Source organism: Nocardiopsis sp. CC223A (assembly GCF_030766825.1).
Lineage (GTDB): Bacteria > Actinomycetota > Actinomycetes > Streptosporangiales > Streptosporangiaceae > Nocardiopsis.
In genome coordinates this window covers 62,557-85,066 of sequence record NZ_JASFDV010000012.1, presented here as the reverse complement: position 1 = coordinate 85,066, position 22,510 = coordinate 62,557, and the positions used below count along the sequence as shown (strand labels likewise).

Genomic DNA, 22,510 nt, shown 5'->3' with positions numbered 1-22,510 from the left:
CGAAAAATGTCGCGGGAAATGCCCTCCGTGGCGCCTCCTCCCCAGGGACGCCACGGTGCGCATGAGGCCGTGTCAGCGGCTCAGAGCTGCCCCGTCGTCTGTACTCCTCCCTGGACGCGGCCGGTCGTGAGGGGGACGAGATCGTCCACTCGTTCGGTGGCGATGGCGTCCACTCCCATTCCCACCAATCGGGTCATCTCCGTGAAGTCGTTCACCGTCCACGCGGCGACCGAATATCCGAATCTGTGCATTTCCCCGATCGAATCCCGCGTGATCAGGGTGTGGTGCGTTCCCAGGTACGTCGGCCGCAGTCCGCGCAGGGCCGACTCCGACGGCGGGGTCGGCTGGTCCCATGCGATCATGAGGCGGGCGTCGGGGTTCTGGGCGCGCAGGGCGGCCAGGGTCTCGGTGGAGCCGGTGTGCAGGACCCGGGCGGTGACCCGGTCGCGTAACAGGGAGTCGGCGGCCAGCGCGGCCTCCGGAGAGGCGGAGTCCACCAGCAGGGGCGGCCCCTCGTCACCGGTGAACTCCGCGGCGACCTCCATCAGTGTCGGGATGCGCCGTTCCACGTCGTCGCGGGCTCCGGCGAGTTCGGCGAGGGTCAGTTCGGCCACCGGCCGCGGCGGGGACCCCGGGGTCGCCACGGTGCGTTCGTCGACCAGGACGGGGTACCCGTCCGAGGTCAGGTGGACGTCGATCTTGACCAGGTCGGCCCCGGCGCGCCAGGCTGAGCGCAGGGCCGGGAGCGTGTTCCCGGGGAAACGTGCGGTGTCTCCGCGTAGTGCGATGGACAACGTCATGCTGTCAAGAGTGGCAAAAACCACCGGCGCACGTGGGGCAAACAGGAAAAACGCCGAAACCGGCGGCGGCGGGCGCCGTCGGGGCACGAACGTGAGGCGTGTCCGGGGTGTTCCCGTGCGATTGCGAGCGGACTCACGTCGTGGGACCGCCGTCCCCGGTGCCGCGAAATGGGAAACTTTGTTACACGGCGTCGTGACCGCACGGCGCAGCGGCCAGGCCCCCGACTGTGAGGCGAACGATGATTCCGGACCAGCGACGAGAGCACATCCTCAAGCTCCTCCAAGAGCGCCATGTGCTGAGTATCAACGAGCTCACCTCGATGCTGTCCGTGTCCCACATGACCGTCCGTCGCGACATCCAGGCGCTGGAGAACGACGGCAAGGTCCTGTCGGTCACCGGAGGGGTGCGGCTCGCCGCGCGGCTCAAGAGCGAGCCGTCCTACCTGGCCAAGGCCCAGCTGGAGGTGCCCGCCAAGCGGGCCATCGCACGGGCCGCGGCCGACCTGGTGCGCGAGAACTTCACGATCTACCTCGACGCGGGCACGACCACCCTCCAGATGGTCCCGATGCTCACCGACAAGGTGGGGCTCACCGTCATCACCAGCGACTTCAACGTCGTCGGCCACCTGATGGAGTACCCGGGCATCGAGCTCATCCACACCGGCGGCGTGGTGTCGCACTCCGACCACTCCTCGGTGGGCCGCTTCACCGCCGAGTTCCTCAAGCAGGTCAACGTGGACCTGGCGTTCATCGCCAGCAGTTCCTGGGACGCCGAGCGCGGCTCGACCACCCCGTCCGAGGCCAAGGTGATCGCCAAGCAGCAGCTGCTGCGCATCGCCTCCAAGAGCGTGCTCACCGTGGACAGCACCAAGTACGGGAAGTTCGGCACCTTCCGGGTGGCGAGCCTGGAGCAGTTCGACCTCATCATCACCGACGACCGGCTGCCGCGCTCGGCCGTCGACGAGCTGGCCGAGCGTGACGTGCGCCTGAAGCTGGTGGAGTGCGAGCGCTGAGCGGGCGGGCAGGCCCTGTCAGCCCTCGTCGTCCTCCAGGTCGGCGCGGGTGAACAGGGCCAGCTCCGTGCCGTCGGGGTCGTAGAAGAGCAGGGTGGACCCCTCCTCGCCGTGCACGATCGGCAGGTGGTCCACGTCCTTGTCGACGAACCGCTCCTCCCACGCCTCCAGCTCGCCGAGGTTGGCGACGCCGAGGGTGAGCCGGTCCAGGCCGCAGTGCCTGCGGTCGAACCGGTTCTTGAAGTTGTTCCGGTGCTGGATCAGGGCCAGGAGCAGCCCCGAGGCGGGATGCAGGCACTCGGTCCGCAGGGTGCCGTCGTGGTCGCGGCGGCACTTGACCTTGAAGCCGAGCACGTCGCGGTAGAAGTCCACGCTTTCGTCGCGGTCGCGCACCGAGAGGGTGATGCGGGCCAGTCCGGTGAGCTGGGGCACGTCGTCCTCTTTCGAACGGCGGGAGTCGAGGATGGTCATGAGTCCGAGCACAAGGTCCGAGCCTAAGGGTCGATGAGTTCCGCGGGTCGTCTTTTAACGCGCGTTTAACGCCGGATGTTCCCGGCATCACTCTCGTGGGCCGGTACGCCCGGTACGTCCTCGGAACCGGGAGCCGCCCCGACCTCCGGAGAACGCCCGTACCAGCGGGTTCGCATGATCGTCACGGTCACCAGCAGGGACACCAGTCCGCCCAGCGTGGCCAGGGCGAACGCCCCCTGGTAGCCGTGCGCGTCGGCCAGCGACCCGGCCGCCGCCGAGCCCAGGGCCTGGCCCAGGATGAGGCTGCTCAGCACGATCGCCATCGACTGCGACAGGCGGCTGGCCGGGGCGGCCCGCTCCACCAGCGCGAACAGGCTCACCAGGTGCGGCCCGATCGCGGCGCCCAGCACGAACACGGCCAGGGCCAGGGTGAGCGCGCCGTGCGGCAGGTACAGCGGCAGGGAGAGCAGGAACAGCGCCCCGGCCGCCGCCCGTGCGCGGGCGGTGAGGGTGAAACCCGCCGGCAGGGAGGCCGTCAGCAGCCCCGCCACGGCGCTGCTGGCGCCCATCACCGCGTACATCAGCCCTGACAGGTCGCCGTACCCCGACTCGGCGGCGAACGCGGTGACCCCGGTGGACATGCCGCCGAAGAACAGGCCCTGGCAGAACATGGGCACGGCCAGCACCAGCAGGGCGGGCACGGCGATCCGGCCGCCCCGGCCGCGCACCGGCGCGGACCCGGGCGGGGCCGTGGGGTGCAGCGCGAACACCGTTCCGAACACACCGATGAGCGCGGCGGCGCCCAGCACGCTGGCGGTGGGCGAGACCAGCACGGTCAGGACGCCGACCAGGGCCGGACCCAGGACGAAGGCGGCCTCGTCGAGCACGCCCTCCACCGACATGGCGGCGGCCAGCGAGCGCTCCCGCTCCGCGCCCCGGTCGCCGCGTTCGCGGATGAGCACCACCCAGCGGGTGCGCGCCATGGGCGCGACCTGGGGCAGGCACAGGCCAGCCAGGGCGGCGAGCCCGGCCAGGACGGGCAGGCCGTACCCGGCCAGGACGGCTGCCACGAGCAGCGCGATGAGGACGGCGTCGACCAGCGACATCACCAGCAGGGGCGGGCGCTGGCCGTGGCGGTCGGCGAACCGGGCGATGACGGGCCCGCCGACGGTCCCGCCGAGGGCGAAGGCCCCGCTCACCGCCCCGCCGGCGGCCACGCTGCCGGTGGCCCCGGTGACGAGGGTGAGCAGGCCGATGAGGGACATCGAGATCGGCAGGCGGGCCATGAAGCTCGCCGTGAGAAGAGGCCATCCGGCCAGGTGGTGCATTCGGCGCAGGGTCTCCAGCGGCGACATGCGTCCGCCCCTTTCGTGGTTCCCGTCCCGCGCGCTCGTCCTGGGCGCTTTCCGGGTTCCAGCACGACGCGACGAGGGGGACCACGGAAGGGGACCGCAATTCATCCCATGATAGGCCTGATCGGTCGCTTCGGGGCTGACTTTCGTGGGTACCGGCCGCGGTGCGCCGATCGGTAGCTTCGGCGGTATGGAAGAACCCGCCCCGACCCGAGAGATCCGCGCCCGCCGCGCCCTGCGGCGCGCGCTGCGGCCGCTGCCCGGGCCGCCCACCCGGGCCGCCGCGCTGGGCGACGCGGCCCTGGGCGCGGTCGCCGCGCTGCCGTTCGCCGGCGAGGTGACGTTGATCTCCGCGACCGGCGGGTTCGGCGCCGGAGAGGCCGTGGCCCGGGGCGCGATCGGGGTGGCGGCGGCCGCCGTCGCCATCGTGCTCGCGCGCCGCCACCCCCCGGCCGCCCTGGTCGTGGCCGCGGCGTCGTCGTTCTGGTTCTTCTGCGGCGGACTGCTGCTGGCGTGCGTCTCCTACCTCGCGGGCCGCCGCTCGCCCGACACGCGCCCCGCACTGGCCCTGGCCGCCGCGGCCCTGCTGCTCGGCACCCTGCCGCTGCTGTGGGGCGCCTACCCGCTGAGCACGTGGGCGGTGGCGGTCGTCACCCTGCTGGTCAACACCGGGCCCGCGTGGCTGCTCGGGGCCCACCGCCGCCAGCACGCCGCGCTGGCCACCGCGGGCTGGGAGCACGCCCGCCAGCTCCGCCGCGAGCACCGGCTCGTCGCCGAGCAGGCGCGCAGCCGGGAGCGTTCGCGCATCGCCCAGGACATGCACGACTCCCTGGGGCACGAACTCAGCCTGATCGCCCTGCGCGCCGGGGCTTTGGAGGTCGACCCCGGACTGGGGGAGCGGCACCGCGAGGCCGCCGCCGAACTGCGCGCCACCGCGGTCACCGCCACCGAGCACCTACGGGAGATCATCGGAGTGCTGCGCACCGAGGCCGAGCCCGACCCCGTCACCCCGACCGGGGAGGGCGTCGCCGACCTCGTCGAGCGCGCCCGCGACTCCGGTATGCGGATCACCCTGGTCCGCGACGTCGACACCGCCGTCCTGGCGCCCATGGTGGGCCGGGCGGTGCACCGGGTCGTCCAGGAGTCCCTGACCAACGCCACCCGGCACGCACCGGGCGCGGAGGTGGCCCTCTCCATCGCCGGGGACGGGGAGCGCCTGGAGGTGCGGGCGGTCAACCCCGTCCCCGCGGAGGCGGAGACCGGGCCGCACGGGGTCGGCGGCGGGCGCGGCCTGATCGGGCTGCGCGAACGCGTCCGGCTCGCGGGCGGGGCCTTCGCCGCGGGCCCCACCGGCGACGGCTCCTGGGAGGTGTGCGCGGTCATCCCCCTGCGGGGCGGCTCCGCGCCGCCCGACGAGGCGGCCGACGAGGACGAGGACACCACCATCGACCGGCTCCAGCGGGCCGCCCGGCGCCGTTTCCGCGGCTGGTCGGTGGCCCTGGTGGCGGTCCCCCTGACGGCGATCGCGGGGCTGGCGGCGCTGGTCTTCTGGGTGATGGCCACCGGCCTGCGGGAGACCACACTCACCCCGGAGGAGTTCGCGGGGCTGCGCCCGGGCACACCGCAGAGCGAGGTCGAGGAGGTGCTGCCGCCCTTCTCGGTGCCGTTCGACGCCCGGGAGCTGGCCGAGGGCGCGGTGCCCGAGGGGGCGGTGTGCAGCTACTACCGCAGCAGTGCGGACCCGTTCGACGACGAGCAGGTGTTCTACCAGGTCTGCTTCGCCGACGGGCGGCTGTCCGACAAGGGCGAGGCCCCGATACGGTGAGCGCGCCCGCAGGGTCCGCGACGACCACGAGGAGAGCGAACACGTGATCAGGGTGCTGATCGCCGACGACGAGGCGATGATCCGCGCCGGGGTACGGGCCATCGTGCAGAGCGACCCGGACATCGAGGTGGTGGCCGAGGCGGCCGACGGCCGGGAGGCGGTGGATCTGGCGGTCTCCCACCGCCCCGACGTGGCCCTGGTCGACATCCGCATGCCCCGCCTGGACGGACTCGCCGCGGCGGCCGAGATGCGCCGGCTGGCCCCGTCCACCGCGGTGGTCGTCCTCACCACCTTCGGCGAGGACGCCTACATCTCCCGGGCGCTGGGCGACGGGGCCTCGGGCTTCCTGCTCAAGGCGGGCGACCCGCGCGAGCTGATCACCGGCGTGCACGCGGTCGCCGACGGCGGCGCCTACCTGTCCCCGCAGGTGGCCCGGCAGGTGATCGACCGCTTCGGCGGCGGGCGCCCGGCCCGCGAGGCCGCGGCCAGGACCCGGATCGAGCGGCTGACCCAGCGGGAACGCGAGGTGCTGGCCCTGGTCGGCGCGGGTCTGTCCAACGCCGACATCGCCGACCGCCTGTTCCTGGTGGAGGGCACCGTCAAGAGCTACGTCAGCACGATCCTCAACCGGCTGGGGCTGCGCAACCGGGTGCAGGCGGCGATCCTCGCCTACGAGGCCGGGCTCACCGCCGACGGCTGAGACCCGGACTCCGGTGCCCGGATGGGGGAGACTGGTGCGGACGTACCGGGAGACGGTGGCCGCGACGAGGGCGGAGAGAGGGCGCGGATGCTCGACGAGGAGGAGGGGGTCCTGCTCAAGGCCTCCTGGGAACGGCTGGCCGGGGGTTCCCCCGAGGCCCGGGCCGTGGGGCGCGAGCTCCTGCTGCGCTGGAGCGAACCCCACCGGCGCTACCACACCCTCACCCACCTGTGGGCGACGTTGCGGGCGGTGGACGTCCTGGCCGACGAGGCGATCTCGCCCGACCTGGTCCGTTACGCGGTCTGGTTCCACGACGCCGTCTACGAGACCGAGCCCGGCCTGGACGAGGACCGGAGCGCCGCGCTGGCCCGCGAACTGCTCCCCATGCTGGGCATGGCCCCCGAACGGATCGGGGAGGTGGCCCGCCTGGTGCTGATGACCAAGGAGCACGCCCCCGGGCCGGACGACTCCGACGGGCAGGTGCTCTCCGACGCCGACCTGTCCGTCCTGGCCGGCGCCCCGGACGAGTACCTGGCCTACACGGCGGCGGTCCGCGCCGAGTACCGCCGGGTGCCCGACGAGGCGTTCCGGGCCGGCCGCTCGCGGGTGCTGCGCGGCATGCTGGACGCCCCGCAGATCTTCCACACCGAGTTCGGCCGCCTCCACTGGGAGGCCAGGGCCCGGTCCAACATGCTCGCCGAACTGGACCGGCTGGCCGCCGAGGCCGCGTTCTGAGGCCTGCTCTCCGGTGGGGACGGTGGTGGGCGACGGGCGGGCGGAACGATCCGCCGAACCCGGGGCCTAGCGGCGGAGCCGGGGGCGGCGCAGGCCGGCGGCGCGCAGCCGGGTCACCAGCTCCCGACCGGTCACGTGCTCGGCGCCCAGCGCCAGGGCCCGGGCGTGCAGGTGCTCGGGGACGTCGTAATGGTCGCGGTCGAAGGCCCGTTCGGGTACGCCCAGCTCCCGCGCGAAGTCGTGCAGTTCCGCGTAGGAGCCGTCGCTGACCAGGTGCGCGAACAGCAGGCCCCCCGGGCCGGGCCAGACGGGGGTGTCGATGAGCACGCTCATGGGGTCCTCGGGGCTGAGACCGGGCGCCAGGGCACCGGACTGGACAGGATCATCGTGCTGGAGGGGCGGCCGTGCGCGGCGAGGCTGTCGATGACCGCCTCGAAGTGCTCCATGGAGCGTACCGCGATGAGCAGAACGCAGCAGTCGTCGCCGGTGACCCGGTGCACCTGGAGGATCTCGGGCAGCTCCAGCGACCCCGGTTCGCGCAGCAGGCAGTGCGCGCCGAAGCACTGCATGCGCACCAGAGCGGTCACCGGAAGCCCGGCGGCGGCCGGGTCCACGTGGGCGTGGTAGCCGGTGATCACACCGTGGTCGGTGAGCCGTCGCACCCGCTCGGCCACGGCGGGCGCCGAGAGGTTGACGCGCCGGGACAGCTCGTTGAAGGACAGCCGACCGTCCCGCTGGAGTTCGGTGAGGATCCGCTGGTCAACGCCGTCCAGCGTCATTGGCGCTCGTGAGGCCATGCTTTGCAATCCCAAAGTAGATTTTCCTGACATGTTATGGATACCAGGTTGAAGTCCTGCTTTGGGGTTCGATGTCCATTCCTTTTCCGCCTGTTCTGCTCGATCATGTGTGCTGACGTACACAGTGCCGTGACGGGGGCTCCGCCGACGGCGCCGTGTGCGACCGGCAGGTTCCGCGCAGTACCACGAGGGGTTGTCCCGATGCTCACCACGACGTCCGCACAGCAGTGCCCGTACATCCCCGCCGATGTCGAGGGCACCGACGGCGAGGCCCGGGCCCGGCGGGCACGGGACAACGCGGGGCAGCCCACCCTGGCCTTCGACCGCAACACCCCCTACGTCGACTACGCCGGGATCGACACGCTGCTGCGCCTACAGAACCCGCGCACCGACGAGCCCGCGGAGACGGCGTTCATCATCGGCACCCAGATCATGGAGCTGCTGTTCGTCCTGATCCAGGAGCGCTGGGAGAGGGCCCGCGACGCCCTGGAGAACGACGACGTCCCCGGTGCGCTGGCCTGGCTGCGCCGCGCCACCGCGGCCCAGGACGTCCTCAACGACTCCTGGAAGCTCCTCGGGGACATGAGCCCCACCGAGTTCAACCGGTTCCGGGACTCCTTCGGCGAGGCGTCGGGCTTCCAGTCCTTCGGCTACCGCAAGCTCGAATTCGTGCTCGGGAACAAGTCCGCACCCATGATCCGCCCGCACAAGGGCATGAGCGGCGTCGCCGCCGACCTGCGCGCGCTCCTGGAACGGCCGAGCCTGTACGACGCCGCGCTGCGCCTGCTGCACCGGCGCGGCCTGCCGGTGCCGGCCCGGGCCGTCGAACGCGACTGGACACAGGAGTACGCGCCCGACGAGCAGGTCGAGGCGGCCTGGGCGCGGGTCTACGCCGACGACCGCCCCGGCAACGACCTGTACCTGCTGGCCGAGGCGCTGATGGACGTCGCCGAGCGGGTGACGCGATGGCGCCACCTGCACCTCATGGCGGTCAAGCGCACCATGGGCGGCAAGCCCGGCAGCGGCGGCTCCAACGGCCTCGCCTGGCTGGCCCGCAACGTCGAGAAGGACGTCTTCCCCGAGCTGTGGTCGCTGCGCAGCACCGTCTGAGCCCGGCCCCGCACCGAACCGCCTTGAGCAGGAAGCAGGACGCCCGATGACGCCCACCACCCGGCAGGAGTGCGCCGCGCTCGACGCCGCCGACCCCCTCGCCCCGCTGCGCGACGAGTTCGTGCTCCCCGCGGGGGTGATCTACCTGGACGGCAACTCGCTGGGCGCGCTGCCGCGCAGCACCCCGGGCCGGGTCGCCGACATGATCGAGCGGGAGTGGGGCCAGGACCTCATCCGGAGCTGGAACGACGCCGGATGGTGGGACAAGCCCCGCACCCTGGGCGCCAAGGTCGCCCCGCTGGTCGGGGCGGACGCCGACGAGGTGATCGTCGGCGACGGCGCCTCGGCCAACCTGTTCAAGTGCGTCATCACCGCGCTGCGCCTGTCGGACCGCTCCGTGGTGCTGGGCGAGGCGGGCAACTTCCCCACGGACCTGTACGTCGCCGAGGGCGCGGTCTCCCTGGCCGGGGCCGTCCAGCGCCGGGTGGACCCCGACGGCCCGGACCTGGAGCGCGAGCTGGCCGCCGGGGACGTGGCTGTGCTGCTGCTCAGCCACGTGGACTACCGCACCGGCATCCTGCGCGACATGCCCGGCATCACCCGGCTGGCGCACGAGCACGGCGCCCTGGTGATCTGGGACCTGTGCCACAGCGTCGGCGCGGTGCCGGTGGAGCTGTCCGCCTCCGACGCCGACTTCGCGGTCGGCTGCACCTACAAGTACCTCAACGCGGGCCCGGGCGCCCCCGCGTTCCTGTACGCGGCCCGCCGCCACCACGCCGGGGCCGACCAGCCGCTCAGCGGCTGGCACGGGCACGCCCGCCCCTTCGACTTCACCGGCGACTACGAGCCCGCCCCGGGGGTGTCGCGCTTCCTCAGCGGCTCCCAGCCCCTGGTGGCCGACGCCGCCCTGGAGGCGAGCCTGGACGTGTGGGCCAAGGCCGACCTCGCGCAGGTGCGCGCCAAGAGCCTGGCGATGACGGACCTGTTCCTGGCCAGGGCGGCCGAGGTGGGCATCTCCTCGGTCACCCCGGCCGAGCACGCCCGGCGCGGCAGCCAGGTCGCGCTGGTGGAGCCCGAGGAGGGTGCCGGGTACCCGATCGTGCAGGCGCTCATCGCCCGCGGCGTCGTCGGCGACTTCCGCGCCCCGGACGTGATGCGGTTCGGGTTCACCCCGCTGTACCTGCGTCACACGGACGTGTGGGACGCGACCGAGGCCCTGCACGAGGTGGTCCGCACGGGGGAGTGGCGTGACGAGCGCTTTGCCCGGCGCGGGCAGGTGACCTGACCCGGCACATCGTCCCCGGGGGTCGCGGCCCCCGGGGATCTTTGCGTCCTGAGGGGAACATCCGCCCCGCCGGTGACCCCGCCGGAGGGGCCGGATTGCCCTGACTTGACCATTCCCGCCCGCTTCCGCCCCCGTGTCGCCGGAGCCGTGTCCACCGTGACCTACCGGCGCGTACACCGGTCCCCGCAGGGGTCCCGCGGCCCTTTCGGGTGTCCGCGCCGGATCCGTGACGAGGGCCACGGAGGGGGCCCGCCCGCCGTCCTCGGGCGGGCCCCGAACCCCTGCCGCCGCGGGGGTTCCGGTGTTTCCGGGGGCCTTCGGGCATTGGCCCGCGCGGTGCACGGCCGAACACGGAATGTCATTTTACCCGGAATCCTTGCGCACTTTGCTTAAACCTGGGTTAGTGTCCTCGTGATCGCTTCGTTATGAGTCTTCTGCGAAGTGATGCCGAGCCCTTGACCGGCCTGTCGGCCGCAGGGGAATCGAGACCCTTTCCGGGAATCCGGGCCGCCCGCACCCATGAGCCGGCCCCGTGGACCGCCGAAGTCCATCGGCGCTTTCCGATTCCCGCCCGCCGATTCTCACAGCGGGAGAACCCTGTCACGACGCCCTTCCCGGGGTGTGCCCACGCACGCCCTGTGAGCTGCTGCGACGTGCCCGAAGGTCTTCTCGGCCCCGTTGTCTACCTGGCAGATACTTCATGAGCAACGACACTCCCATCCAGTACGGCAAAGTCACCGCGACCTACTTCTGGGACGACGGTTCCGGCATCAACGGTGACACGGGTGCGCCCGCAGGCGGCGAGCCCATGCAGAAGGGCCTTTTCTCCAGCCCGAGTTGGCCGCTGGGCACCGAGGGCTACGTCGTTTACGAGGGTAAGAAGGCCGAATTCTTCATCGGCGACCGCGGCCCCGGCGTCCCCTCCAACGACTGCGACGTCCTGCTGGACATGGACGGCCAGACCTTCGCCGAACTGACCGGCGAGAGCTGGGACGACACGAACTACACCGTCAGCGGCGGCAACGGCCACCTCTACGACGTCGAGTACTTCATCACCGAGTGGGGCGACGGCAACGGCACCGAGGGCGCCCCGCACCCCTTCCAGCAGCCCGACAACAAGTGCGAGAACGCCGTCGAGCCGATCCCCGAGGAGGTTCTCGCCGAGACCGACGAGGCGAAGAAGGCCGAGGAGGAGAAGAAGGAAGAGGAGGCCGCGGAGAAGGCCGAAAAGGAGAAGAAGGAGCAGGAGAAGGCGGAGCAGGAGGAGGCCGAGGAACAGGCCGCCGCCGACTCCGAGGGCTCCGACGACTCCGAGGACTCCGGCGTGACCGCCGAGACGGCCGCCAACGACCTCTCCGGCGTCCAGCTCACCGGTGCCGGCGACGGCATCCTGGGCGGGACCGGCCTGCTGGCCCTGGCCATCGTCCCGGCCATCCTCATCGCCCTGTTCTTCGCCTGGAACCGCCGTCCCGCCGGCGCCCACGCCGGTGCCGAGGGCGAGGGCCGCGGCCTGACCGCCCAGAGCAGCGGCCGCCACAGCCTGGGCTCCCTGTTCGACCGCCTGCGCGGCCGCGGGTAGGGATCCCTCCCGGGCCTGCCGGGTCCCCGTGATCGCGGGGAGCCCGAGACGCCAGGTGTCCTCACGGACAAGGGACTCTCCGGGGCACGCGACCCGGCGGGCCGACGAAGGGCCGTGGTCTTCACGACCACGGCCCTTCGGTACGTCCGGAGCCGCACCGATCGCCGTTGACCGACCCGACCGCCGACCCCGGACGCACCCGGGACCGTGGGCTCCGGCGGCGCCATTGCCGTCGGCGGTCTCCGGAGGCGTTCCCGGATCGGTGTACTCCGTGTCTTGAATATGAGGCGAATCACCCCATATTGTCGATTCCCCCACGCCGATACTGGACGAACTGCTCAGTAGTGCCGCCGAGCGACCCCCTGGGTCTTCCGGGACCGCGGTCTGAGCGGTAAGAGGTAAGACACATGGCCGTGCCGTTGGACGACACCGACCGCCGCATCATCTCCCTGCTCCGCGACGACGGTCGCATGTCCATCCGGGCCGTGGCCGAACAGGCCCACATCTCCCGGGCCAACGCCTACTCCCGCCTGGAGCGCCTGCGCGACGAAGGGGTCATCCGCGGGTTCACCGCCGTCGTCGACCCGGAGAAGTACGGCATCGGCCTGTCGGCCTACGTCTCGGTGCGCATCGAACAGCACTCCTGGGAGAGGTTCCGCGAGTACCTGCGCGACATCCCCGAGGTCGACCACGCCGCCCTCGTCTCCGGCGACGTCGACCTGCTGCTGCTGGTCCGCGTCGCCGACGCCGGCGCCCTGCGCACCTTCGTCCTGGAGCGCCTACAGCGCATCCCCGAGGTCAAGAGCACCCAGACCATGTTCATCCTGGACGAGCCGCCCCTGTGAGGGGCCATTGCCCGCGCGAATGGCCCTTTCCCGGGAACAGCGGCCTCAGCAGGATGGACGCATGCCCGAATACCGCGTGATCGACGCATTCACCGACCGGCCCCTGGCCGGGAACCCCGCGGCCGTCCTGGTCCTCGACGACGTCTACGACGACGCCTGGGCCCAGGGGGTCGCCGCCGAGTTCAACCTCTCCGAGACCGCCTTCGTCCGCCCGGTCGACGACCCCGGAGCCGACTACGAGCTCCGCTGGTTCACCCCCACGGTCGAGATCGACCTGTGCGGGCACGCCACCCTGGCCACCGCCCACGCCCTGGTCGAACTCGGCGTCCCGGGGCCGTACCGGTTCACCACCCGCAGCGGTGTGCTCACCGTCGCCGAGCGCGACGGGCGCCTGTGGATGGACTTCCCGGCCAAGCCCCCGGTGCCCGTCCCGGCCCCCGACGGCCTGGCCGGGGCACTGGGCGCCGAACCCCTGTGGGTCGGCCTGGGCGGCGCCGACGACCTCCTCGTCGAGGTCGCCGACGAGGCGACGGTCCGCGGCCTCGCCCCCGACATCGCGGCCCTCGGCCGGCTGCCCTACCACCTGGTCATCGTCACCGCCCGTGCGCAGGAGGGCCGGGAGGGCGCCGACTTCGTGTCCCGCGTGTTCGGTCCGCGGGTGGGCGTGCCCGAGGACCCGGTCACCGGGCGCGCCCACACCGTGCTCGCGCCGTTCTGGGCCGAGCGGCTGGGCCGGAAGGAATTGTCGGCGCACCAGGCCTCGGTGCGCGGCGGTGACCTGCTGCTGGAGTGGCGCGGTGACCGGGTGATCATCGGCGGTCACGCGGTCTCGGTGGCCCGGGGGGAGCTGAACCTTTAACGTGGACGCAGCGGGAGGGGTGCGCGGTGGGCGCGCACCCCTCCCGCTCCCGTACCCCCGACCCCCGATATGAGGAGTGCCCATGGAGCAATGGGTCACCGAAGACGACATCCACGCCGCCCGGACCCGGCTGGAGGAGGGTCACCCGGGCTGGGAGCGGCCGTCCGCCTTCGCCGTCGGGCGGGAGCGCGACGGAGAGCGGTCCTTCCCCGTGGTCAACGTCCCCGGCGCGATGCACGGCCTGCCCGCGATCGTCCTGGGCCGGGTCCTGGGGCACACCCGCGGCACCGCCGTGTACGACCTGACCGCCGCGGAACTGCGCGCGGCCGAGCAGGGGCTCGCCCCGGCCCAGGCGTGCACCGTGTTCGACCACCCCAACCTGTTCGCGTGGCGCGACCTGCTGGACGACCTGCGCGACACCGACCTCCTCTTCGCGGTGTTCGTACAGGACCCGGCCGACCCGCCGGTGGACGACCGCGACCGCGCCTTCCGCCGCGCCGCCGAAAAGGCCGCAGGCCGCCGGTGACCTGTGCCACTATTGCGGCATGTCGTTCGTACTGGTGTTCGTAGACGTACAGGACAACTTCCTCGAAGGGGCGGAGGCGGTCCCGGACGCCGGGCCCCTGCGCGCCGAACTCGCCGCCCTCCTCGACCGTGCCCGCTCCTCGGGGACCCCGGTCGTGCACGTCCTCAACGACGGGGCCGAGGGGGAGCCCGACGAGCCGTTCAGCGAGGGGTGGCAGCCGACCTTCCCGGCGCGGGAGGACGAGCCGGTGCTCCGCAAGGCCGGCCCGGACGCCTTCACCTGCCCGGGACTGGCCGAGGCGCTCGCCGTCACCGGCGCCCGCGGGTTGGTCCTGGCGGGCTTCCAGAGCGAGTTCTGCATCTCCGCGACGGGCCGCCGCGCCCTGGGCGAGGGGTACCGGGTGGTCCTCGCCCAGGGCGCCCACGGCACCTTCCCGGAGGACGGGGTGAGCGCGGCCGAACGCGCGGCCGCCGTCGAACGGGAACTGCTGGCCGACGGAATCGAGGTTTCCCCCGCGCGGGAGATCGAGTTCCGGTAAAAATGAAGGTGTGGCACCTCCCCACCCCTCCCGGGGAGGTGTCCGCACGGCCCCGGTGCACCCCCTTGGCGCCGCGGGTCGTGTCCCACCCCGAAGGGCCGGACCCGGAAGTCGCACCGGGCCCGGCCCTTTCACGTGCGCGACGGCACCGCGGCGGGCGCGGTCGCGGACGCCAGGCTGAGCAGGCCGCAGCCGTAACCGCGGGCCCGGCCGATACCGCGGATGAGGGAACGGCGGAACAGGTCGGCGTCGGTGACCTGGAGTTTTCCTTCGAGGGTGACGGTCTGGAGCACCACGGCCTTCGAGGAGCCCTTTCTGTGGAAACGCAGCCGCAGCGAGTCGCGGGTCTCGGCCGCCCAGGCCGGGCCGCCCTCGGGCGGCTGCACGGTGGACAGTGGGACCTCGAAGCCCCACTTGGGGGCGTGGTCCACGAACCACTCCACCCGGGCGGCCGCCCCGACGAGCGGCACGATCTTGCCGCGGCCGCGCCTGCCCTCGGCATCGGGTTTCCCGGCTTGTGCCTTGACGGGGTTGACGGTCGTCCGGAACACGTACTCCTGGCCGGGGGAGAGACGGTCCAGGAGGGCCTGCATGGAGCGTGTTTCGAAGGGCATGTCCGAGGAGGGCCAGCCGTAGTCGTCGGTGATGTGCTCGAAGGAGGGCTTGCCGGGGGAGGAGACCCACAGCACGGGGCGCCGGTGGTCGTCGGTGTCCAGCCGCCACAGGACCCGGGGACCGTCGGTCTCGCCGGTGGGCGGGTCCTGCGGGAAGGCGGCCAGGACGGCGGCGTGGAGGCGCTGGGGGCTACCGATGAAGAGGGCGGTGCCCTGGCGGCGGGGGTTGAGGAAGACGCGGCTGAGGTACATCAGAGGCCTCCTTCGTCGTCGAGCTCGGCCATCGCGGCGTCCCCGGAGAAGAGGGGATCGGCGGCCGTGGCGGCTCCGGGGGCGGGAACGCGGTCGTGGCTCACCGGGCGGTCGCCGAACGAGCGCCGGAACGGGTGGCCGGGCAGGGGGAGGTCGGGCAGGAGCTCGCCGCCGTTCGCATCGTCCACGATGACAGGCAGGCCGTCGGCGGGGGCGTCCTGCCAGAGGTACTCCCGGCCGTCCTTCTCGGCCTGCTTCTTCCGGTGGCGCTCCCAGGTTGAGGACCCCTGCCAGGGGACCTCGGACAAGACCGACGCCAGATCGGTGTCCCGGTGGAGTCCCAGCAGCACCGGCCGGTCCGGCGGGCAGGAGCGGCGGCCCAGGAACAGCGGGTAGCGGGGGCGGCGCAGCGCGGCCTCCACCTCCTCCAGGAGGGCCCGCTGTGCAGTGCCGGTGGCCTCCAGGGCCGCGACGAACACCGCGTCCTGGAGGTAGGCCCGGCGGGAGACCTTGCCCTCGCCGGGCTTCAGCCGTCCGCCGCCGGACGTGGGCAGGCGCTGGGCCTTGGGGTCGAGCGGGCCGTGCGAGGCGGCGGAGACGGTGTGGAAGTCCACCAGCAGGGTTCCGGGGCGGTCGACCCGCACCCCGAGGCGTAGCGCGGCCAGGTCGGACAGGTCGGTGCCGCGGGGGCGGCCCAGCGCTGCGGCGCACAGACCCACCACACCGGACTTGGTGGGGTGGGTGAGCGTGCCGCGGGTGGTGTGCCGGGAGTGCCCGCCCCACGACTGGAGCGGGGCGCTCAGGCGTAGGACCAGGACGTCAGACATCGCCGCCGCCGCTGATCAGCTCGCGGACCTTCGCGCGGAACTCGGCCAGAGCGTCGTTCAGGGGGGTGGGGCCCGGCAGGGCGGTGTTCCCGACCTCCTCCTCGACCCAGGCCGGGTAGACCGCCCGGGTCAGTAGCGGCGAGGTCCCATAGCACTCGTCCTGGTCGCGGTGGTGCTCGACCAGCCTGCGCACCGACCGGCCCAGGTGGCCCTCCTCCCCGAACACGGGGCGCTCGAAAGCGGCGGCCAGGCTCACCGGCTGGTCCTCGCGCAGGGAGAGCAGGGAGAAGTCCGGCCGGGTGTTGTTGGCGAAGGTGTTGCGCTTGCCCGTGGGCATGCTCACCAGGAAGGCCCGCACGAACGCCACCGCCACGTCGGCCGCCGCGTCGAGGTCTCCGCCCAGGTTGTGCACCAGGGAGTCCAGGTCGACGGTGGCGTAGCGGTACATGGTGGCGGCGTTGAACTCGACCGTGCCGATCATGCCGGCGCCGGTCTCGTCGGACTCGTTGTCCACGTCGTCCACGGCGGTGTAGTAGTCGAACTCCGAGTCCACCCGGTGCGTGGACAGCGCGTGCGCGACCTGGGTGGCCGCGTCCACGTTGAGGGTGGGGTCGGTGGCCACCATCCGGCCGAACAGGGCCACGGCGGGGGGATGGCCGGTCGCGACGGTGTCCCGGAGCTTGAGGTTCTTGAACACGGAGGCGAGCTTCTTGGCGGAGTCCTTGGAGCCGTCCGCGGCCTCGGTGAGCGCGGCCTCGTTCTTGACCAGGGTGTCGATGAGATGGTCACGCTGCTCGTTGCCGAGGAAGAGCAGGTACTCGGTGGCCAACCGCTCCTTGTCGGTGCCCTTCTCCTTCTTGGACTTGGTCTTGACCCCGAACACGTCCGCGACGGCGGCCTGAGCGATCTCCGAGGCCTTGTCGGCCAAGGCCGGGGAGCGTTCGGTCAGCGCCGCGGCGATCTGCTCGGGCAGCCGCTTGGTGCGTTCGGAGGGGGAGATGGAGGCCGAGTCCGCTTCCAGAGCCTTACGTGCGGCCCGCTTCCAGGCCTGGGAGGAGACCCGAAGGCGCCGGGCGCCGCCGTACACGGCGGTCTTGGGGCTGCCGCTCTCGTCCCGGTTGATGTTGGCGGGGGGTACGGCCTGGATCGCGTGGATGTCCAGGAAGGCCATCAGTGCTCCTCGTCGGTGGTGTCGGCGTTGTCGTCGTTCTTCGTGGTGACCGGAACGTAGAAGTCCATGGCCCAGCGGTTGGCGGCCCGTCCGCGCCAGGGGGTGGACCAGGCGTGGACGTCGCGCGCCAGGCGTACGTAGTCGAGCGCGATCGACGTCTTGCGTAGCAGGGAGACGACGTGGCGCAGGTGGCCTACCAGCTCGGGGACGGAGTGAGCGGTCACCACCGCCTCCATGAGCCGGACGATGCCCTTGTTGTCCTTGTGGTTCCAGGGGTCGGTCATCCCGGGGGCATTGTGCGCACACAGGTCACGCATCGCGTGCCCGACCGAGGTTCCTTCGCTGTGCCGGTTCCTGCTGTTGACGTGCATGGGGCTGGAGACAGACTGCTGGTGCGCGGAGTAGAGCGTCAATGTGTGGAACACGGCCGACTGAACCGCGTGGGGGGCGTCAGCACGGTCCTGGAGGACCTCGGCGATCTCCAAACTCAGGAACGGGCTCTCCTCGTGACTGCGGCCCAACCCCTTACGCCAACGGGACAGCGTGGCCGGAGCCTCATGGGCCAACTCCCGGCCGTCCCACAGGCCCGAGAAAAGTCGGGCCAGACGTCCGTTCTCGGGTGCCCCCCTGCTGAAGGGCGGTCCGACCGCGACCGTGGTGCCTTCGGTCATCACACCTCCCCGGTGGTCAGGTGTCGGCGCAGTCTGTGGTTGAAGGACTGTTGTGCGATGACGAGGTTCACTTTGATCGGCTCTCCATTCCGGTTCTTCTCCTTGCGGGTACGGGTGCGCAGTGCGCTGGGGCCGGTCCTGGAGACCAGGTCGTCCGCCAGGGCACGCGCTTCTCTACGGGCGATGCCGTACCACTCCACGCGGTATTCCTCTTCGAGGTCCGGGTCGGTGGTCTTACTGATCCAGGAGCGGAAGTGGTGGTCGAGATCGGTGAAGTACTGCCTGGTGACGCGGTCCCGGGCATCCTTTTCGGTGTCCGGGTCGCCGCCCTCGGCGAAGGCCAGATCGGCGGCGAGGTGGCCCAGCGCGCGGGCGGCCTCCTCCGTGTCGGCGACCCACTTGACCACGAGTTTCCCGAGATTGCGGGTCCCTCCTTCGAGGAGGAGAACCACGGGAAGGGGAAGCGTGTCGAAGTAGGTGTCGCCAATGACAGCGTTCTGGAGCCCATAGCTGATGCCGTACGCACGGAGCTGGATGACCGGGAGGTTCCTGCCTTTGGCGAAGTGCTTCGCCAGCCGGTGCAGTACCTGGGGTTTGAGCGAGTCGTCCTGGTCCAGGTAGCGGTCCCAGCCCAGGAGACCGCCGAGACCGCGCCACAGCTCCTGCCCAGGGGTGTGGCGGTTGGGCCGGTACAGCGAGGTCGGCCTGTCCGAGGCTTCCTTCCCCGTCTTCGGCCTGTTCTTCAACCAGGCGGTGTGCGGTTCCCTGATCTGCGGTTTGACGAGGGGCTCGACCCGGTCCCCGGCACAGACGACCGCCCTGCGCACGACCACCCCGCCGTCGCCGTCGTTCTCGGGTACCAACCGGACCCGGCGGCCGACCCAGGTGTAGCGGTCCAGCAGTCCGACCGGGACACGTGTGTCCCACTCGGCGGAGAGCGGACCCCGCTCCCACACCGGCCGGTCCCCGTCGGAGGTGAGGTCCCCGTCCAGCACGAGGAGGTTGAACAGCAGGGTCTCCTTCAACGTGTTCCCCACAGGGACGACCACGCCCAGGTCACCGAGAGGGCCGGTGTGATTACCGGTCGTCTTGCCCGCCTTGGCCTTCGGGTCCTCCTTGGCGCCGGTCTTGATCCCCGCCGTGTCCCAGGCGTGGACGTGCAGCAGCCAGCGCGCGGCCTGGGCCGGGGTCAGTGGACTGGGTGACTCGTCTCGATGGGAGGAGAACAGGGGGACGTTGTTGCCCGAGGAGGCGTCGGAGACCAGTAGCGCGACCGTCTTGTCCTGCTCGGTCGTGAGCTTCTTCTTCGCGACCTGAAGGAAGGGCTGCTCCTGGTCGAAAAGGCCGAAGACGTTCCGCCAGGTGTCGGCGTAGAGGGCCACCCTGTCCTCGGGAAGCCGCTCCTGCCGATGGAGGGCCTTCCATTGGCCTGCGCTCCAGGGGAAGGTCCCGGGAGCAGTGCCCTTGTCGGCCAGCGCGCGGTGCAGGATCGCCACCAGCATGCGCAGGATCGGCGGGTACTGGGTGGGAACGTCCACCGTCAGGTCGCGGATCTCGTGGGCGTGCGTCAGGACGTGCCTGATCGAGCCCGTCCCGCCGGTGCCCCGGGTGGTGATGTAGGGCAGCCAGGGGTCGTCCATGAGATTGAAGTCGGCCGGGGTGTTCACTACTGCGGCGTCCAACCTGTGTCAGAGGAGTAGATGTACGTTCTTCCGCCCTGGCGGCTGGACGATGCGGAGTCCAGCAGCAGGACACGGAGCCGTTTGGCCCAGGGTGCCTTCTCCCAGCCTTTCGGGCAGGAGGGCAGGGTCTTGTCCAACAGCCACAGGGGGAGCCGGATCGCCTGGTTGCCGATGTGGGGGATCAGCTTCTTGGGGGGTGTGCGGTCCAGGGGCACGGTGAGGGGGCTCGTTCCGGTGCGGGAGACCGTGACCGCCTGGCCGTCGCTGGTCCGGCGCAGCAGGATCACCTCGACGCTGTCCGCGCCGTCGCGGACGGGCAGCATGTGTGCCGCCTCTTCCTCGTCCTCGGGGACCCGGTGGTCGTTGCCGAAGGGGTGGATGCCCGCGAGCGTGAGTTCCTCCGGGTCGCCCTGCGCGATCAGTACGGCGTGGGCGCGGCTCTTCAACTGGGCCCGGTGCTCCTCGCACTCCTTGCGTGCGGCGGCCATCACGGTCTGCCAGCTCTGCGGGCCGATCTCCGAGTCCTCATAGACCGACTCGATCAGCAGGGGGACGTCACCGGGGACCGTTACGGCCGTCCGCCGCTCCGGGTGGGTAAGTACCGCGAGGGTGCGGTAGAGCAGATGGTGGTCGTAGGGGCGCCGGGTGCGGCCGAGCAGCCGGGGCGGCTCGGCGCCGTCCTGGTGGTAGCCGGTGATGACCAGCGTCGGGGTGGTGAGGGTTCCGCGCTCCGCCATCGGCCGTTTCTGGTGGCGGTGACAGCGGCCCGCGCGCTGCAACAACAGGTCGATGGGGGCCAGGTCGGAGACGACCAGGTCGAAGTCCACATCCAGGGATTGTTCGGCGACCTGGGTGGCTACGACGATGCTGCGGTCGGGCCGCCTCCTGTCCTCTGCGGGCGGGCCGTAGAGGTCCATGAGTTCGCGGTCGATGCGTTCCCGGTCCTGGGCGGTGAACCGCGCGTGGGCGAGACGGACCTCGAAGTCGGGGAACTGTTCGCGCAGTTGATCGTAGGTGTCCTGGGCTCGCTGCACGGTGTTGCGCAGGACCAGGACGTTGGCTTTCGGACTCTCCTTCAGACGCTGTTCGAGGACCCCCTGAAGGTTCCCCTTCTCGGCCTCCGGAGCGAATTCCAGGCGTACGGTCGAACCGCGTCCTGTAGCGGCCGACCGTGAGAACAGGACGGGTTCGGTGTCATCGCCCTCCTTCCAGGCCAGGCGCTGTTCCTTGGTGGGTGCTTCGACCCAGGTGATGCGCGGGTAGCCCGCACCCTCGACGGGAAGCTTCGGAGCCCCGGAATAGGCGGTCAGGAGCTGCCGCCGCTGCTCGGGCGGCAGCGTGGCGGAGAGCAGGACGACCGGGACGCCGTGCCAGCCGAGCCAGTGCAGCACGCGGTGCAGGATCTCGGACATGTAGGTGTCGTAGGCGTGGACCTCGTCGATGACCACGACTTTGTTGGCCAGGCCCAGGTGGCGGAGCTGTACATAGCGTGCCGCCACCCCGGCGAACAGCAGTTGATCGATGGTGCCGACCGCGATGGGGTTGAGCAGGGCCTTCTTCGACCCGCGCATCCAAGAGGAGACGGTCAGCGAGTCGCGGCCGCCGTCGGCGACCGCGCCGGGGGGAAGTTCGGCGAACTCCTTCTTCAACCTGGCCTTGCCGTGGACCAGGGAGACGGTCGGCTTGTGCTGCTGGGACTCCGACCACTTCTTCAACAGCCGGCCGAAGATGCTGTTGCTCGTGGCCTGGGTCGGCAGTGCGAAGAACAGGCCGTTGAAGCCGAATCGTTCGGCGAGGATTTCAGCGGCGGCCAGTGCGGCCTCGGTCTTGCCCTCACCGGTGGGGGCCTCGACCACCATCAGGCCGGGGCGGGTGGCGGCCCTGGCCATCTCGTCGACCACGATCTGGGTGCTGTGCGGGTCGTCGATTCCGAAACGGTCCTTGTACAGCTTCCGGGTATCCCCTCCGGGCCGGGGTTGCCAGACCTGGTTCAGCTCGGTGATCTCCTGGAACCTGTCCTTCGCGAGCTGCTGCGAGGCCTTCGCGTACTTCTCAGCGGTCGGTTTCTGCTCGGTCTCGTCGTAGCCGAAGTACCTGCTGTTGCTGGCGAGCCAGTCGGCCATCACCACGGCTCCGGCGAAGGAGAGTTGGGTGCCGATGCCGGGGATGCGGTCCCGCAGGTCGTCGAGGTCAACACCGCAGTACCCGGTGACCGCGTCGAACAGGTAGCGCTGGGCCTGTCGGTACGCTTCGCCGCCTACCGTCCGGCGTTCCGGGTCATGGGTGTCGGAACCGCTGGGGAAGGTGCCGTGGTGCCCGCCGAGGACGTCGGCGACCCACTGCGCGGCCTCGAACGGCCAGCCCTCCTCTTCTTCGAGGATCCTCGTGACCATGTGCGCGCTCAACCGCGCGTGCCCGAAGCCTTCCTGGCAGTCGGCCGTGTGCGGTACCACCGCGTGGACGCGCTGGTAGTGGTGCGGGCTGAGCTTCTGGTGGACCGGGGACGCTTTGCCCAGGTCGTGGAGCCCGGCCAGCCACATGTACAGGGCCTTGCCGGACTCGGGGGAGAGGCCCAGCGCCCCCCGCATCGCGGCGGAGAGGTAGCGGTCCCAGATCTGACCGGCCACGTTGGCCGAGTCGATCATGTGGAAGAGCAGCGGATGCCAAGCCTCGTCGGGCAGGCCGTGGTCGACCTCGCCGGTCTTGCCCCACAGGACGGGCACAAGGGGAGGAACAGCCGATGCGGAGGGGGTGTCGGTCATGTACCCGGGTTTATCTCGTGCCTGTGACAGAAGCGAAGGCGGTCAGTGCCACTACGCCCAAGATGATCAGGAGCAAGAACACGGCGACAACTCCTG

22 protein-coding genes are annotated in these 22,510 nt (G+C 71.2%); 11 read left to right on the top strand and 11 right to left on the bottom strand.

The window, feature by feature from the left end:
- Nucleotides 1-80 precede the first annotated feature (80 nt).
- Nucleotides 81-800 carry a glycerophosphodiester phosphodiesterase gene (locus QJS33_RS07270; protein WP_306367088.1) on the bottom strand — a complete coding sequence of 240 codons (720 nt, stop codon included), beginning with the start codon at nt 798-800 and terminating at the stop codon, nt 81-83.
- 239 nt (nt 801-1,039) lie between these two features.
- Here QJS33_RS07270 and QJS33_RS07265 point away from each other — a divergent pair, with 239 nt between their 5' ends.
- Nucleotides 1,040-1,813, top strand: a complete 774-nt coding sequence (locus tag QJS33_RS07265; RefSeq protein ID WP_306367087.1) for a DeoR/GlpR family DNA-binding transcription regulator — start codon at nt 1,040-1,042, stop codon at nt 1,811-1,813.
- Between the two features lie 18 nt (nt 1,814-1,831).
- Here the strand turns inward: QJS33_RS07265 and QJS33_RS07260 are convergent, their stop codons facing one another.
- Nucleotides 1,832-2,284 carry a VOC family protein gene (locus QJS33_RS07260; RefSeq protein WP_306367086.1) on the bottom strand — a complete coding sequence of 151 codons (453 nt, stop codon included), beginning with the start codon at nt 2,282-2,284 and terminating at the stop codon, nt 1,832-1,834.
- A 65-nt stretch (nt 2,285-2,349) separates the two neighbouring features.
- Nucleotides 2,350-3,639 carry an MFS transporter gene (locus QJS33_RS07255; RefSeq protein WP_306367085.1) on the bottom strand — a complete coding sequence of 430 codons (1,290 nt, stop codon included), beginning with the start codon at nt 3,637-3,639 and terminating at the stop codon, nt 2,350-2,352.
- 187 nt (nt 3,640-3,826) lie between these two features.
- Here QJS33_RS07255 and QJS33_RS07250 point away from each other — a divergent pair, with 187 nt between their 5' ends.
- The 3 genes from QJS33_RS07250 to QJS33_RS07240 all read left to right on the top strand — a co-directional run bounded on the left by QJS33_RS07250 (nt 3,827) and on the right by QJS33_RS07240 (nt 6,896).
- Nucleotides 3,827-5,461 carry a sensor histidine kinase gene (locus tag QJS33_RS07250; protein WP_306367084.1) on the top strand — a complete coding sequence of 545 codons (1,635 nt, stop codon included), beginning with the start codon at nt 3,827-3,829 and terminating at the stop codon, nt 5,459-5,461.
- Nucleotides 5,462-5,504: 43 nt separating this feature from the next.
- Nucleotides 5,505-6,161 (top strand): response regulator transcription factor, encoded by a 657-nt coding sequence (locus tag QJS33_RS07245; protein ID WP_306367083.1) that lies wholly within the window; start codon nt 5,505-5,507, stop codon nt 6,159-6,161.
- Nucleotides 6,162-6,248: 87 nt separating this feature from the next.
- A complete protein-coding gene (locus QJS33_RS07240) occupies nt 6,249-6,896 on the top strand; it encodes a metal-dependent phosphohydrolase (RefSeq protein WP_306367082.1) in 648 nt (215 codons plus the stop codon).
- A gap of 66 nt (nt 6,897-6,962) precedes the next feature.
- Here the strand turns inward: QJS33_RS07240 and QJS33_RS07235 are convergent, their stop codons facing one another.
- On the bottom strand, nt 6,963-7,229 hold the full coding sequence (locus tag QJS33_RS07235; RefSeq protein WP_306367081.1) for a DUF4031 domain-containing protein: 267 nt from the start codon (nt 7,227-7,229) through the stop codon (nt 6,963-6,965).
- Nucleotides 7,226-7,693, bottom strand: coding sequence for an Lrp/AsnC family transcriptional regulator (locus QJS33_RS07230; protein ID WP_306367080.1), 468 nt, complete (start codon nt 7,691-7,693; stop codon nt 7,226-7,228). Before QJS33_RS07230 ends, QJS33_RS07235 begins: the two co-directional genes overlap by 4 nt.
- A gap of 201 nt (nt 7,694-7,894) precedes the next feature.
- Here QJS33_RS07230 and QJS33_RS07225 point away from each other — a divergent pair, with 201 nt between their 5' ends.
- The 7 genes from QJS33_RS07225 to QJS33_RS07195 all read left to right on the top strand — a co-directional run bounded on the left by QJS33_RS07225 (nt 7,895) and on the right by QJS33_RS07195 (nt 14,435).
- Nucleotides 7,895-8,803, top strand: coding sequence for a tryptophan 2,3-dioxygenase (locus QJS33_RS07225; RefSeq protein WP_306367079.1), 909 nt, complete (start codon nt 7,895-7,897; stop codon nt 8,801-8,803).
- A gap of 46 nt (nt 8,804-8,849) precedes the next feature.
- Nucleotides 8,850-10,088 (top strand): kynureninase, encoded by a 1,239-nt coding sequence (gene kynU / locus QJS33_RS07220; RefSeq protein WP_306367078.1) that lies wholly within the window; start codon nt 8,850-8,852, stop codon nt 10,086-10,088.
- A gap of 700 nt (nt 10,089-10,788) precedes the next feature.
- Entirely contained in the window at nt 10,789-11,667 is an 879-nt protein-coding gene (locus QJS33_RS07215; protein ID WP_306367077.1) for a hypothetical protein, read from the top strand.
- A gap of 407 nt (nt 11,668-12,074) precedes the next feature.
- On the top strand, nt 12,075-12,512 hold the full coding sequence (locus QJS33_RS07210) for an Lrp/AsnC family transcriptional regulator (protein WP_306367076.1): 438 nt from the start codon (nt 12,075-12,077) through the stop codon (nt 12,510-12,512).
- A gap of 61 nt (nt 12,513-12,573) precedes the next feature.
- Nucleotides 12,574-13,371: a PhzF family phenazine biosynthesis protein gene (locus tag QJS33_RS07205; RefSeq protein WP_306367075.1), complete on the top strand. Its 798-nt coding sequence runs from the start codon at nt 12,574-12,576 to the stop codon at nt 13,369-13,371.
- Between the two features lie 82 nt (nt 13,372-13,453).
- Complete coding sequence (locus QJS33_RS07200; RefSeq protein ID WP_306367074.1) at nt 13,454-13,897, top strand: hypothetical protein; 444 nt, start codon at nt 13,454-13,456, stop codon at nt 13,895-13,897.
- Between the two features lie 19 nt (nt 13,898-13,916).
- Nucleotides 13,917-14,435 (top strand): isochorismatase family protein, encoded by a 519-nt coding sequence (locus tag QJS33_RS07195; protein ID WP_306367073.1) that lies wholly within the window; start codon nt 13,917-13,919, stop codon nt 14,433-14,435.
- A 131-nt stretch (nt 14,436-14,566) separates the two neighbouring features.
- Here QJS33_RS07195 and cas6e read toward each other — a convergent pair whose 3' ends face one another.
- Genes cas6e through cas3 form a run of 6 tightly spaced genes read right to left on the bottom strand, consistent with a single transcriptional unit; the run spans nt 14,567 to nt 22,414 of the window.
- Nucleotides 14,567-15,301 (bottom strand): type I-E CRISPR-associated protein Cas6/Cse3/CasE, encoded by a 735-nt coding sequence (gene cas6e / locus QJS33_RS07190; protein WP_306367072.1) that lies wholly within the window; start codon nt 15,299-15,301, stop codon nt 14,567-14,569.
- Entirely contained in the window at nt 15,301-16,128 is an 828-nt protein-coding gene (gene cas5e / locus QJS33_RS07185) for a type I-E CRISPR-associated protein Cas5/CasD (protein WP_306367071.1), read from the bottom strand. Before cas5e ends, cas6e begins: the two co-directional genes overlap by 1 nt.
- Entirely contained in the window at nt 16,121-17,299 is a 1,179-nt protein-coding gene (gene cas7e / locus QJS33_RS07180) for a type I-E CRISPR-associated protein Cas7/Cse4/CasC (RefSeq protein ID WP_306367070.1), read from the bottom strand. Before cas7e ends, cas5e begins: the two co-directional genes overlap by 8 nt.
- On the bottom strand, nt 17,299-17,970 hold the full coding sequence (gene casB / locus QJS33_RS07175) for a type I-E CRISPR-associated protein Cse2/CasB (RefSeq protein WP_306367069.1): 672 nt from the start codon (nt 17,968-17,970) through the stop codon (nt 17,299-17,301). Before casB ends, cas7e begins: the two co-directional genes overlap by 1 nt.
- A complete protein-coding gene (gene casA / locus QJS33_RS07170; RefSeq protein ID WP_306367068.1) occupies nt 17,970-19,652 on the bottom strand; it encodes a type I-E CRISPR-associated protein Cse1/CasA in 1,683 nt (560 codons plus the stop codon). The genes casB and casA overlap by 1 nt, the downstream gene beginning before the upstream one ends.
- Entirely contained in the window at nt 19,637-22,414 is a 2,778-nt protein-coding gene (gene cas3, locus QJS33_RS07165) for a CRISPR-associated helicase Cas3' (RefSeq protein WP_306367067.1), read from the bottom strand. The genes casA and cas3 overlap by 16 nt, the downstream gene beginning before the upstream one ends.
- Between the last annotated feature and the right edge of the window lie 96 nt (nt 22,415-22,510).